Below are 12914 nucleotides of genomic sequence, written 5' to 3' on the forward strand. Positions count from 1 at the left end.
TGCCTGTTCTCTGCTCGCTTGGGGATGAGGGGCTTAGGTCAGGTCGAAGCGGGTGGGCAAGGCCCTGCGGATCATCTTTTCCGCCGCCGCATAAGGTTCGGCGATCAGCGGCAGAGCCTGCATCGCGGCGTAATGCGCGGCAAGGCCGGGCCAGCGATCCAGCGGAGTCTCGGCCACCAGCGCGATCTGCATCAGCACGGTCGCCACGGTGATGTCGGCAATCGAGAGCGCGTCGCCCGCAAAGAACGCGCGCCCACCCAGCCGCGCTTCGAGCACGTCGAAGATCGGCGGCAGCTGGTTGGTCCAAGCGTCGCGCGCCTTGTCGAGCCCCGGCTCCTCGCCCTTGCTGACCGCGAAGAAGATCGGGCGGAAGATGCCAAGCCCGCCTGCCATCGCCAGCGCGGTGTCGGCATATTCCTCAATGAACAGCGCTTCGCCCAGCGCCATCGGGATATCGGGATAAAGCGCCGGGGCGGGGTGCTTCTTCTCGATAAAGGCGCAGATCGCGGATGAATCAGCGATGGTGCCTGCGAGGCCCTCCTCGGCCACGCTGCGGTCACGCAGCACCGGAATGCGCTTCATTGGCGAGATCTCGCGGAACCACTGGGGCGGGTCGAACACGTTGATCGCCTCGACTTCGTAAGGCACGCCCTTGGCGATGCAGACCCCGGCGACCTTGCGCACGAAGGGTGAGACCGGGCTGCCGTAAATCACCAGATCAGGGCGGGAATCACTCATGCGGCTCTCCTCCAGGGCATCTCTCGCCGCTTCCATAGGCCCGCGTGCCGATAGCGCAATCATCAGGTGATCGCGTCCGGGCTTCGCGCTAGCGATGCCGCCAACGCAAGCGTTGCGTTTTGCTATGCAACGCGCCAACCTGAGCGGGAGAGAGACGACTCCCCCATTCGACGAGAGGAATAATCATGGTCACCCAGTACAAGAACCTGATCGGCGGCAAGATGGTCACCACTGACCGCATGCTCGATGTGGTCAACCCTGCGACCGAGCAGGTGATCGGTCAGGTCCCCGCCTGCGGCAAGGCCGAGCTTGACGAAGCAGTCGCCGCCGCGCGCGCCGCTTTCAAGACGTGGAAGAACACCCCAATCGAGGAGCGCCGCGCCGCGATCATGGCGATTTCGGGCGCGATCAAGGAAAATGCCGAGGAGCTTTACCGCCTGCTGACCAGCGAACAGGGGAAGCCGCACGATCAGGCCAAGGGCGAAATCTACGGCGCTGCCGGGATGAGCGCGGCGCAGTCCACCCTCAGCCTCGATGACGAGATCAACGAGGACAGCGACACGCGTTTGAGCCGCACCCGCCGCGTGCCGGTGGGTGTGGTGGCCGGGATCGTGCCGTGGAACTTCCCGGTGATGATGGCAGTCCAGAAGATCGCGCCCGCGATGCTTTCGGGCTGCACCATCGTCCTGAAGCCCTCGCCGTTCACGCCGCTCACCACGCTGCGGATTGCCGAGCTGATCGCCGACAAGGTGCCCGCCGGCGTCGTCAACATCATCACCGGCGAGGATGACCTCGGCCCGCTGATGACCTCGCACCCCGATATCGACAAGATCACCTTCACCGGATCGACCGCGACGGGCAAGAAGATCATGGAAGGCGCGAGCGCCGACCTGAAGCGCATCACGCTCGAACTGGGCGGCAATGACGCCTCGATCGTGCTCCCCGATGCCGATCCCAAGAAGGTCGCCGAACAGCTGTTCTGGTCGAGCTTCTCCAACGCGGGCCAGATCTGCGTCGCGGCCAAGCGGGTCTATATCCACGAGGATATCTATGACGAGCTTTCGGCGGCGATCGTCGAATATGCCAAGACCGTGACCGTGGGTGACGGTGCGCAGCAGGGCACCGGTGTCGGCCCGATCCAGAACAAGAAGCAGTACGAGCGCGTGCTCGAGCTGATCGAGGATGCCAAGGACAATGGCTACAAGTTCCTGCTCGGCGGCAATGCCGATCCGAGCGGCACTGGCTACTTCGTGCCGCTCACCATCATCGACAACCCGCCCGAAGACGCGCGGATCGTGGCCGAGGAGCAGTTCGGCCCGGTCATGCCGCTGATGAAATTCTCGACCGAGGAAGAAGTCATCGCGCGCGCCAATGCGTCGGAATATGGCCTCGCCGGTGCGGTGTGGACGGGCAATCCGGACAACGGCGTGAAGATTGCCGAGCAGCTCGAAACCGGCACGGTGTGGGTTAACGAATACCTCCACCTGTCGCCCTTCGCGCCGTTTGGCGGGCACAAACAGTCGGGCTTCGGCGCCGAATACGGCAAGGAAGGCCTGAAGGAGTTCACCTATTCGCAGGTGATCACCGTGAAGAAAGAAAAAGCCCCCGCGTAACGACGCGTGGGCATTTCGGCTGACGAACTGAGCGCCGGGCTGGCGCGGGTATGTGCCCGCGTCGGCCTCGGCGCTTTGTCGTTGGCACCGCAGCGCCTGACGGGCGGGGCGGTGATGGAGAGCTGGCGCTTCGGTGCTGGCGACGCCGCCCACGTGTTGCGCCGCGCGCCGAGCCTCGCCTTCATGGAGGGGCGGCCTTATGGGCATGGCGTCGAGGCCGCGCTGATCGAGGCGGCGCGGGCCAAGGGCGTGACCGCGCCGGAGGTGGTGGCGGTGCTGGAGGAGGCCGACGGGCTCGGCAGCGGCTTCGTGATGCGCGCGCTGCCGGGGACGGCTGATCCCAAGGTCATTCTGGGCTGCGACGATCCTGACGGGTTGCTGCGCGAGGCGGCGCGGGACTTGGCGCGCATCCATTCGCTGCGGCAGAGCGATGTGCCGGAGGGCGTGCCGGTGATGGATTACCGCGCCGCCATCGCCGACCTCAAAGCGCAATTCGTGGACGCGGGCGGGGATCGCCCGATCATCGCGCTCGGCCTCAGGTGGCTGGAGGACAATTGCCCGCCCGAGGTCGAGCCCGTGCTCAACCACGGCGATTACCGCATGGGCAATCTGCTGGTCGAAGGTTCGCGGCTGACGGGGGTGCTCGACTGGGAAATCGCCCATTTCGGCGACCGCCATGAAGACCTCGCCTTCGGCTGCATGGCCGTATGGCGCTTCGCCCGCCACGATCGCCCGGCGCTGGGGCTTGGGTCAATCGAAGATTACATCGCCGCCTACGAGGACGAGGCGGGTGTCACCGTTGACCCGGCGCGCTTCCGCTTCTGGACAATTTATCGGACGGTGTGGTGGGCGCTCGGCTGCCTCAAGATGGCGGCGCAATGGCGCTCGGGCGCGGACCGGATGCTGGAGCGCGTCGTGATCTCGCGCCGGACCAGCGAGCAGGAATTGGACCTGTTGCTGCTGCTCGAGGAGGATGCTCCGGAGGAGGAGCTGGAGCGGCCAGTGTGGTTAGCTCGGGTTGATCCCGCGACGCGGGGCGAAGCATCGCCTCAGGAACTTGCGCTCGCGGTCGCCGAATGGCTCGATACCGTGAAGGACAGCATGGTTGGGCATGACCGTTTCCAATGGGCGGTCGCCCGCAATGCCCTGCGCATCGTGGCACGTGAGCATCTCGGAGTCGTTCAAGTCGCGCAGGATTTGGACCTCGCGCGCGCCCTCCTCGCTGGGCAAAAGGGGCTGAACACGCCGCGCGTGCTCTCCGGATTAAGGCGCGATGCACTGGTGAAATTGGCCGTCGACATCCCGAAGTATCCGGCGCTTCGTCACGCGCTCAAGAAATGGACTGGAGTGGAATAGCCGCATGGACTTCGCCATCCCCGCCGACCTTCAGGCCTACCTGAACGAACTCGACGCCTTCATCGCCGCCGAGATCAAGCCTCTCGAACAGCAGGACGACAATATCCGCTTCTTCGACCACCGCCGCGAATATGCGCGGACGGACTTCGAGGCGGGCGGCTTGCCCCGGCACGAGTGGGAGGAGTTGCTCAAGGAAGCCACCCGCCGCTCGGACAAGGCGGGCCATTGGCGCTTCTCCGCGCCCAAACGCTACGGCGGGAAGGACGGCAGCAACCTCTGGATGGCAGTGATCCGCGAGCATTTTGCGCGCCAGGGCCTAGGCCTGCACAATGACTTGCAGAACGAACATTCCATCGTCGGCAACTTCCCCTTCGTCGCCATGTTCGACCAATGGGGCACCGAGGAACAGAAGCAGGAATTCATTACCGGCGGGTTTGAACGCACCCGGCGCGTCGCCTTCGGGTTGACCGAACCTGACCACGGCTCGGACGCCACCCACATGGAAACGGTCGCGGTGCGTGAGACCCGCGACGGGGTCGATGGCTGGCGGATCGATGGCGAGAAAATGTGGATCACCGGCATGCACGTCGCCACCCACTGCGCAATGTTCGCGCGCACCGCGGGGAAGGCGGGGGACGCGAGCGGGATCACCTGCTTCCTCGTGCCCAACCCCACCGAGGGCCTCACAATCGAGGAGTGGATGTGGACCTTCAACATGCCCACCGATCACCCGCGCCTCAGCGTCACCAACGTCTGGGTGCCTGATAGCGCGATCCTCGGCGTCGAAGGTCGCGGCCTCGCGCTGGCGCAAAGCTTCGTCCACCAGAACCGTATCCGGCAGGCGGCCTCATCCTGCGGCGCGGCGCTCTATTGCATCGACGAGAGCGTGAAATATGCGCGGGAACGCAAGCCCTTCGGCGAGGAGCTGGCGCGCAATCAGGCGATCCAGTTCCCGCTGGTGGAGCTGGCCACGCAGGCGGAGATGCTGCGGCTGCTGATCTTCAAGACCGCGTGGGAGATGGACAACATGCCCCACGAACAGATCGAACGCACCATCAGCGACAAGGTCTCGATGTGCAATTACTGGGCGAACCGGCTGGTCTGCGAGGCGGCGGACCGCGCTATGCAGGTCCACGGCGGCATCGGCTATTCGCGCCACAAGCCGTTCGAGCACATCTATCGCCACCACCGCCGGTATCGGATCACCGAGGGTAGCGAGGAGATCCAGATGCGGAAAGTGGGGGCCTATCTGTTCGGCTATCTCGGGCCGAAGCGGGGGATGTACGGCTGAACACTGTGAGTCCCCGCGCAGGCGGGAACCTCAGGCAGGATTGCGCAAGTCATTGGGAGGTCCCCGCCTGCGCGGGGACTCACGCCTGGTCATTTCCGACGCCACCAGCCTGCCAGCATACTCCCGATCAGCACGTGCCAAACGGCCGAAATCGCCGCCGGCACGGGCGCGAGGGCGGCCTGCTGGATGCTCGCGAACTGCGCGGCGAAGGCGGGGGTTTTCGCTAAGCCTGAGCCCAGCCCTGAATTCTGCATCCCGACCTCGATCGAAATCGTTCGCGCCTCCACCTCGCCCAGCCCCAGCATCCGCGCCAGCCCATAGCCCAGCGCAAAGCCCACCGCGTGGAGCAGGAAGGTCGCCAGCAGTAGCACACCCGCGTGCTCCGCAATCTGCGCCTTAGCCCCGCCGACAATCCCGCCCACGATCAGGATCACCAGCACAATCGCCACCAGCGGCAGAACTGCACTCACCTTCTCGGCGGCGCGGGGGAAGAGGCGGTTGAGCAGGGTGCCCAGCACCACCGGCAGCAGCACCACCGCGACCATGTTGGCGAGCAGATTCCAGCGGTCAATCTCCACGTAAGCCCCCGCCAGCCACCCCGTCAGCAGTGGGGTCAGCACCACGGCGGCAAGGGTTGATGCCATGGTCATCGCCACCGACAGCGCCACGTGCCCGCGGGCGATAAAGGTGACGATGTTCGACGCCGTCCCGCCGGGGCAGCAGGCGACGAGGATCAGCCCCACCGCCAGCCCCGGCTCCAGCGCCAGCCCCTTGGCTATCGCGAACCCGGTCAGCGGCATCACCGCAAACTGCAACACCACGCCTGCAACCAGCGCGCGCGGCGCCGAGGCGAGCTTGCGGTAATCATCGAAGGTCAGCGTCAGGCCCATCGCCAGCATGATCACACCCAGCGCGAGGCTCAGCAGCGACTGGCCCGCGACCGCGATCCGCCCGTCGGTCATCCAAGTGAAGCCGGCCGGAAAGAACCACGCCAGCCCCACGCCCAGCACGGTCAGCGCGGCGAAATTGTTGGTGATTGTGCGCAGCATGGCCCCCCCTTGCGCCCCCCCTACGCTGCGCGTTAGCGCAGGACGGGGATCGGTGCACCCATTCCTGCTCTAGCAATATCCGAAACCTGCGCTAGGCTCTCAATTCATTCGTTAAATGGGGGTCCTTCATGTCGCGCCGTCTCGCCAATCGATTTGCCCGCCCGCTGGCAGGTCTGCTGCTGGCCGGGACTGCGGCAGTGCCGGTGTGGGCCGGTGAGTCCGTCCTTTATGACGCCGCCCCGAACTGGGTCGACGTCGCCAAGGTTGACGCCAAACCGGCCGATTCCAATGCCATCATCATGCTGCTTGATCAGCAGGCCCGGATCGAGACCGGCAAGCTGTCGACCTATATCGATACCGCCGTGGCGCTCGATTCCCCTGATGCGCTGACCCGCTTCGGCACGCTGACGGCCAGCTGGATGCCCGACAAGGGCGACCTCATCGTCCACCGGGTCGAGTTGATCCGCGGCGGCGAAGTGATCGACGTGTTGAAGGGCGGCGCGCAGTTTGAAGTGCTGCGGCGCGAACGCGGCCTCGAAAGCCGGCTGGTCGATGGCCAGCTCACCGCGACGCTGGCGGTGCAGGGCGCCAAGCTCGGCGATGTGCTGCGGCTCGCCTACTCCACCACGCTGAGCGATCAGGCGATGGGCGATAATGTGCAATGGCAGGGCGGCCTCATCGCCAAGCCCTTCCCGCTCGAACAGGGGCGCGTCACGGTGTCATGGCCCGAAGCGCTGCCGGTCACCCGCCTGCGGCTGGGCAAGGCCGAAGTGCCCGAGCCGGTTGCGAAGGGCGGGTACATGGTCTGGTCGGCCAACCTGCCGGTGCCCGAAGGTGACGAGATGCCCGAAGACGCGCCCTCGCGCTTCCGGATCGGCGAGTTGATGCAGGTGTCGACCTATGCCGATTGGCCCGCCGTCTCGCGCAATCACGCCCAGCATTATGGCACTGCGGGCACGGTCACGCCCGGCGGCGATCTGGCGGGCCGCATCGCAGGGATTGCATCGGCGAGCGATGATCCGCTCACCCGCGCGGCAATGGCGCTCAGGCTGGTGCAGGACGATATCAGCTACCTGATGAACGGCATGTCGGGCGGCAATTACATCCCGCAGGCGCCCGAGGAAACCTGGGAAAAGCGCTTCGGCGATTGCAAGGCCAAGACGCTGCTATTGCTCACCATGCTGCGCGAGCTGGGGATCGAGGCGGAGCCGGTGCTGGTCCGCAGTGAGGGCGGCGACGCCTTGCCGAGCCTTTCGCCGATGCCGGGCAATTTCGACCATGTGATCGTGCGCGCGGTGATCGGGGGGAAGAACTACTGGCTTGATGGCACCACCTCTGGTGTGCGCGCCGATACCTTGGATGAAGTGCCGCGTTTCTTCCACGGCCTGCCGCTGCGCGATGCAGGCGCGGAACTGATGGCGCTCGACACCCGGGCGCAGTCCACGCCTGACCGGGTGGTGCGCCTGACGGTCGATCAGCGCGCGGGCCTGCGTGTCCCCGCCACTTTCGACGTGACAATCGAATATCGCGGCACGATCGGGGCTGGCTGGCGCAGCATGGCCTCGCAAGGCAGCGAGGAAATGCGCGAGGATGCGGTGGCCTCCGCCATCACCGATGTGATCGGTGATGGGCAGGTGGTCGAGCATTCGGTGCGTTACGATGCCGAGGCGGGCCTTGCCGTGCTGACCGGGCGCGGGATCATGACCAGCGCCTGGAAGCGGGACGGCACCGACTACAAGTTCGAGCCGCCCGCCCAGGCCGCCCGCGATGTCGGGTTTGAAGCAGATCGCGCGCGCAGTGCGTGGCGCGCCATTCCACTCCAGCTCAACGGCCCGGTCTATTTCACCAGCACGGCCGAGGTGCTGCTGCCCGACGATGTCGCAGGCGTGAACCTTGAAGGCAGCGCCGCGCCAGTTGCCGCCACCATCGGTGGGGTGGAACTGGCCTCCACCGCCAAGCTGGAAGGGCACAAGCTAACGATTGATCAGACCATGCGCACGGTGAAGGAAGAACTCGCCGCCGATGCCATCGGCGCGGCGCGGCGCGAGCTCAACCGGTTCGACCGCCAGCTGCCGGTGCTGCGTTCGCAAGGCGAAGTGCGTGAGTTGTGGCAATATTTCGGGAAAGACCGCGCGCGGCTTTCCACACTCGAAGCGCTCTATGCCAAGGGCATTGCCAAGGCCAAGCCGGATGAACCCTATCCGCTGATCAACCGTGCGGGCTTCCGCATGGGGATCTTCGATTTTGCCGGCGCGCTGGCGGATGTCGAAGCGGCAATGAAGATCGAGGATTCGCGCGATCTGATCTACGCCCGCGCCACCCTGCGGCGTGAGCTGGGCGATATGTCCGGCGCGCTCGCCGATCTGGTCGAGGCCGAGGCGCTGCAACCCGATGGCTCGACCTATGGCGAACAGATCGAACTGCTGGCATTGCTGGGCCGCGCAGAGGAAGGGTTGGCGCTGGCAGAGGACTTCGAAGCCCTGACCAAGGAACGCGCCGAAGGCGTGACGGTGATGGCATCCGCGCTTGGCTGGCAGGGCGCGGCGGACGAAGGCATTGATCTGCTGGACGGCATGATCGCTCAGCGGCCTACGGACGGGAACCTGCTCAACGCGCTGTGCTGGCAGGCGGCGATCTGGTCGAAGATGGACGAGATGCGGCTGGATTCCTGCACCAAGGCGGTCGAGAAAAGCGACAATGCCCCGACCGCGCTCGATAGCCGGGCGATGGCGCATTTCCGGCTCGGCAACCTCGCGGCGGCCAAGGCGGATATCGACGCGGCGCTGCTGGCCGAACCCTATCAGGTCGAATCCCGCCTGCTGCGCGGCATCATCTTGCGCGAAATGGGCGACAATTCGGGCAAGGACGAGATTGCGCTCGCACTGAAGATGCGGCCTTCGCTGGCCGCGACCTACAAGGCGTTCGGGCTGACGTTCTAAGGTTGGCCGAGCAGCGCGCGCAGGTCTTTCAGGGCCTTGGCGCGCAGTTGGTGGACGCGCGGCACGCTGACTTCGAGCACGGCGGCGATTTCGGTGAGGTTCAATTCCTCGACGAAGAACAGTTGGAGCACCAGCTTCAGCCGATCGGGCAACTGGATCATCGCTGTGAGCAGACGGTCACGGTCTTCGGCAGCGCACAGCGCTTCGAACGGATCGGGATCATCGCTCGCGAAGGCGAGGCTGGTTTCATCATAGGCGTCGTCAATCGGGGTGAGCTTCACGCCCGAGGCTTCGATGGCGAGCAATTCGGCATCGCTGACCGCCATCGCGCGGGCGAGCTCGGCGCGGCTCGGCTCGCGGCCCAATTGCCCGCGCAGGGCGGAGAGTGCGCGTTCGTAGCCTGAGCGTTTGTTGCGCGTGGTGCGGCTATCATGGGCGACGCGGCGCACTTCATCCAGCATCGCCCCGCGCACCCGGATCTTGGCATAGGCGGCGAACCCGTCTTCGGTCGGCCCGGCGTGGCGCTGGGCGCACTCGGTAAGCGCAAGGATCCCGGCCTGCACCAGATCCTCGATCTCCAGCCCCTCTCGCCCGCGCCCGTTGATGTGCCACGCGGTGCGGCGGACGAGCGGGAGGAAGCGGCGCACGCGGTCGGCCACCTCGGCGCGGGAAGGGGCATAGGGTGCGGCCTGCGCAAAGCTGGCGTGGTCGTGCTTCATGCGGCCAGCCCCTCAGGCGCGGGTGGGGCGAGTTCGGGGGCTTCGTCAGGTGCGCCGATGACGCCGACGACCGCGATGGGTTGGCCGGCGGGCAGTTCGGCGATGGAAAGGACAAGGCAGCGCGGCGCGCGGGTCTTGAGCAAGGTGGCGAGCGCGCGGCGGACGGGTGGCTGGACGATCAGCGCAATGGGGCTGCCCTCGCGGTCGGCGATGCGGCTTGCCTCGCGCACGATCATGCTGCCGCAATCAGGCTCGATCAGCGGCTGCCCGGTGGCCGGGTCGATCATCCCGCCGAGGATTGCGCTCTCCAGCCCGGCATCAAGGGTGATGACCTTCAAGGACTCACCCGGCGCGGCGATCCGGGCGACGAGCCGCGCGGCCATATCGGCGCGCACGGTATCAATCACCGCGTCGAAGTCGGCTGTTCGCTGCAAGGCCAGCGCGAGGCTGGTGAACAACGGCTGCGGATGCGCCAGCCCGATCCCGTCAGCCATCAGCGCTCTCAGCGTTCGGGTGAGCGCGGCGAGCGGCAGCGGATCGGGCGTCACCGCTTCGACCAGTGCGGGCGCGCGGGCCTTGAGCCCATCGACCCACTCGCGCACTTCATCAGGGCCGAGCAATTGGTGCGCCTCGGCCAGCAGCGCCTGATTGGCATGGGTGGCGATCACTGAGGCCGGATCGACCACCAGGAAGCCTTCGGACACGGCATGATCGCGGGCCGACGGCGGAATCCACAGGGCGGGGCAATCGAAGCTGGGATCGCGCGTCGGCTCTCCCGTCAATCCGTGCCCCGGCCTGACATCGCCCGCGTCGATGGCGAGCATCTTGCCGGGACGCACGCTGCCGCGCGCAATGCTCACCCCGCCCATCAGCACGGCGTAATTCTGGGCAGCGAGATCAAGCGAATCGCGGATTCGGAACTGCGGCAGCACAAATCCGAGATCGCGCGACAACTGCTTGCGGATGCCGGTGATCCGGGTGATCAGCGGCGCGCCTTGAGCGGCATCTACCAGCCCGACGATCCCATAGCCCAGCTCGATCGTGACCAGCGTTCCATCGGCCACATCGGCCAGCGCGATGTGATCGGGCGAAACCTCTTCTGTCGTCTCGATGATCGGCGCAGGTGCGGCGGCGCGGCGTTTCAGGTGCCACCAGATCGCTGCGGCGATGGCGGCACCGGGGAGGAAGAACAGCTGCGGCATCGCAGGCACCACGCCCACTGCGCCTAGGATCAGCGCCACCGGCAACCACCCGCGCGGATCGGCGAACTGGCCGCCGATTTGCCCGGCCAGATCGCGCTGGTCGGAGACGCGGGTAACGATGGCGGCGGCGGCAATCGACAGCAGCAGCGCCGGCACCTGCGCCACCAGCGCATCGCCGACCGCCAGCGTAACATAAGCCTCACCCGCTTCGGCGGCGCTGAGGCCGTGGCTGATCATCCCGATGGCAAACCCGGCGATGATGTTGACCCCGAGGATCAGCAATGCGGCGACAGCATCGCCCTTCACGAACTTGCTGGCACCATCCATCGAGCCGTAGAAATCGGCCTCGACCGTGACTTCGCGGCGGCGTTCGCGCGCTTCGTCAGCGGTGACGAGCCCTGCCGCGATATCGGCGTCGATGGCCATCTGCTTGCCCGGCAACGCATCGAGCACGAAGCGGGCGGAGACTTCCGACACGCGCCCTGCCCCCTTGGTGATGACGATCATGTTGATGATCATCAGGATCGCGAACACGAACAACCCGACCGCGAAATTGCCGCCGACCAGAAAGGCGGCGAAGCTCTCGATCACCTCACCCGCCGCCGCGCCGCCTTCGTGGCCGTGGACCAGCACCACGCGGGTCGAGGCGACGTTCAGGGCGAGGCGCATCAGGGTCGCGAACAGTAATACGCTCGGGAAGGACGAGAAATCGAGTGGGCGGCGCGCGTTCAGCGCGACCATCAGCACCGCAATCGAAATCGCGATGTTGAGCACGAAGAAGATGTCGAGCAGCAGCGCCGGGATCGGCAGCACCATCAGCGCCAGCAGCGCAAAGATGCCGACCGGCAGAGCCAGCGCGGCGGACGCGGTGCCGAAGCGGGCAAGCGGTGTGGCGGCCATCACGGTCTGCGTCACAGGCCGAGCGCCTTGAGCGTGCCATAGGCGCGGCGCACTTGCCGGGGGGCAGCGGCGGGATCGGTCCCGAAGGTCGCGCCCAAGACCTGCGACATCGGAGGCCTTCCGGGCGAGCGACTCGCGGGCGCAGGCATCGAGGCCTGCGTCAATGCGGGCGGCAATCCGGGGCCGAACACTGCCTCATCGGCGATCAGGTACGGGGCGGGCGTGAACCCGCCTGCGCTGCCATAATCGGCGCGGGCGAAGCGCATCGCCCCGCCATCACTGGCGCGGTTCAGCGCGCGCTCGAGCTTGCCGCCGATCACGTCCATCACCTGCGCAAGAGAGCGGGGCGAGCCATCGGGCGCATAGAAGATCGCACGGTTGGCAGCGGCGGGTCGGGCGAACAGCGTGGGCGCGCTCTGGCCGGGGTCGGCCTGCAATTCGCTCAGGAACCGTCCCGCGCCGCCCGCACCGAGGAAATGGGCGAGGTATAGTTCGGCATGGCTCGGCTGGCGACCGAGGATTGACAGCAGATGCGCGCGGTTATCCTCCGCCAGCCCTGCCGCCATCAGCGCGGCAGTATGCGGATCGTTGCGCAAGGCCAGGATCGCCTCGCGCTGGGCGGGATCGGCGACATAGGCACTGCCCGATGGCGTCAGGTTGATCTGATCGGCCACCGCCCCCAGTCCGAAGCGCGGGCCGTGCTTTTTCACCGTATCGAGCCAGGTGCTCTCAATGAACTGATACAGCCCCGTCGCGCTCGATGTGGCGGCGCGGGCGGTGGGGTTCATCGCGGATTCCACCTCGGCTTGCGCGAGGAGGTAGTTGAAATCGACACTGGTCGCCTGCGCCGCATTGGCGATCGCAGCTTCGACCGGGGAGCCGGGCGCGGCGATCTGGCGGGCGGCAGGCATTGGGGCGCCATCTGCCTGCGCCCGCGCGGCGGCGTGGGTGCGTGCGGCGGTTTCAAACCCGGCGCGGATCGATCCTGCGGGCAGGCCCCATGATGAAGCAGACTGGTTCACGCATCCTCCGCCCAGTGGCGAGCGCCGCAGGAATGGGCGGCGCTTTCACTGACGGATTGTGCAAACGGCGTGCCAGAAACGGTCG

General features: G+C 66.3%; 9 protein-coding genes. 4 read left to right on the top strand and 5 right to left on the bottom strand.

The window, feature by feature from the left end:
- Positions 1–33: 33 nt before the first annotated feature.
- Positions 34–738, bottom strand: coding sequence for a glutathione S-transferase family protein (locus GRI59_RS04870; protein ID WP_160760037.1), 705 nt, complete (start codon positions 736–738; stop codon positions 34–36).
- A 185-nt stretch (positions 739–923) separates the two neighbouring features.
- On the opposite strand from GRI59_RS04870, the gene GRI59_RS04875 reads away from it, so the two are divergent.
- From GRI59_RS04875 to GRI59_RS04885, 3 genes are read left to right on the top strand one after another with little or no spacing between them, the layout of a single operon-like run.
- Positions 924–2351 carry an aldehyde dehydrogenase family protein gene (locus GRI59_RS04875; RefSeq protein ID WP_160760038.1) on the top strand — a complete coding sequence of 476 codons (1428 nt, stop codon included), beginning with the start codon at positions 924–926 and terminating at the stop codon, positions 2349–2351.
- A 6-nt stretch (positions 2352–2357) separates the two neighbouring features.
- Positions 2358–3707, top strand: a complete 1350-nt coding sequence (locus tag GRI59_RS04880) for a phosphotransferase (protein ID WP_160760039.1) — start codon at positions 2358–2360, stop codon at positions 3705–3707.
- Positions 3708–3711: 4 nt separating this feature from the next.
- Positions 3712–4998: an acyl-CoA dehydrogenase family protein gene (locus GRI59_RS04885; protein ID WP_160760040.1), complete on the top strand. Its 1287-nt coding sequence runs from the start codon at positions 3712–3714 to the stop codon at positions 4996–4998.
- Positions 4999–5087: 89 nt separating this feature from the next.
- Here the strand turns inward: GRI59_RS04885 and GRI59_RS04890 are convergent, their stop codons facing one another.
- Entirely contained in the window at positions 5088–6047 is a 960-nt protein-coding gene (locus tag GRI59_RS04890) for a bile acid:sodium symporter family protein (protein WP_160760041.1), read from the bottom strand.
- Positions 6048–6175: 128 nt separating this feature from the next.
- Between GRI59_RS04890 and GRI59_RS04895 the strand changes: the two genes are divergently transcribed.
- Entirely contained in the window at positions 6176–8986 is a 2811-nt protein-coding gene (locus tag GRI59_RS04895; RefSeq protein WP_160760042.1) for a DUF3857 domain-containing protein, read from the top strand.
- On the opposite strand, the gene GRI59_RS04900 is transcribed toward GRI59_RS04895, so the two are convergent.
- Genes GRI59_RS04900 through GRI59_RS04910 form a run of 3 tightly spaced genes read right to left on the bottom strand, consistent with a single transcriptional unit; the run spans position 8983 to position 12829 of the window.
- Positions 8983–9705 carry a sigma-70 family RNA polymerase sigma factor gene (locus tag GRI59_RS04900; RefSeq protein WP_160760043.1) on the bottom strand — a complete coding sequence of 241 codons (723 nt, stop codon included), beginning with the start codon at positions 9703–9705 and terminating at the stop codon, positions 8983–8985. The genes GRI59_RS04895 and GRI59_RS04900 overlap by 4 nt on opposite strands.
- Positions 9702–11807: a flagellar biosynthesis protein FlhA gene (locus GRI59_RS04905; protein ID WP_160760428.1), complete on the bottom strand. Its 2106-nt coding sequence runs from the start codon at positions 11805–11807 to the stop codon at positions 9702–9704. Before GRI59_RS04905 ends, GRI59_RS04900 begins: the two co-directional genes overlap by 4 nt.
- 11 nt (positions 11808–11818) lie before the next feature.
- Positions 11819–12829, bottom strand: a complete 1011-nt coding sequence (locus GRI59_RS04910) for a transglycosylase SLT domain-containing protein (protein ID WP_160760044.1) — start codon at positions 12827–12829, stop codon at positions 11819–11821.
- Between the last annotated feature and the right edge of the window lie 85 nt (positions 12830–12914).

The sequence above is a fragment of the Erythrobacter ramosus genome (genome assembly GCF_009828055.1).
Taxonomy (GTDB): domain Bacteria; phylum Pseudomonadota; class Alphaproteobacteria; order Sphingomonadales; family Sphingomonadaceae; genus Erythrobacter; species Erythrobacter ramosus.

Coding starts and splice junctions, on each gene's coding strand:
- GRI59_RS04870 (WP_160760037.1), bottom strand. CDS start 738: ATGAGTGATTCCCGCCCTGATCTGGTGATTTACGGCAGCCCGGTCTCA.
- GRI59_RS04875 (WP_160760038.1), top strand. CDS start 924: ATGGTCACCCAGTACAAGAACCTGATCGGCGGCAAGATGGTCACCACT.
- GRI59_RS04885 (WP_160760040.1), top strand. CDS start 3,712: ATGGACTTCGCCATCCCCGCCGACCTTCAGGCCTACCTGAACGAACTC.
- GRI59_RS04890 (WP_160760041.1), bottom strand. CDS start 6,047: ATGCTGCGCACAATCACCAACAATTTCGCCGCGCTGACCGTGCTGGGC.
- GRI59_RS04895 (WP_160760042.1), top strand. CDS start 6,176: ATGTCGCGCCGTCTCGCCAATCGATTTGCCCGCCCGCTGGCAGGTCTG.
- GRI59_RS04900 (WP_160760043.1), bottom strand. CDS start 9,705: ATGAAGCACGACCACGCCAGCTTTGCGCAGGCCGCACCCTATGCCCCT.
- GRI59_RS04905 (WP_160760428.1), bottom strand. CDS start 11,807: ATGGCCGCCACACCGCTTGCCCGCTTCGGCACCGCGTCCGCCGCGCTG.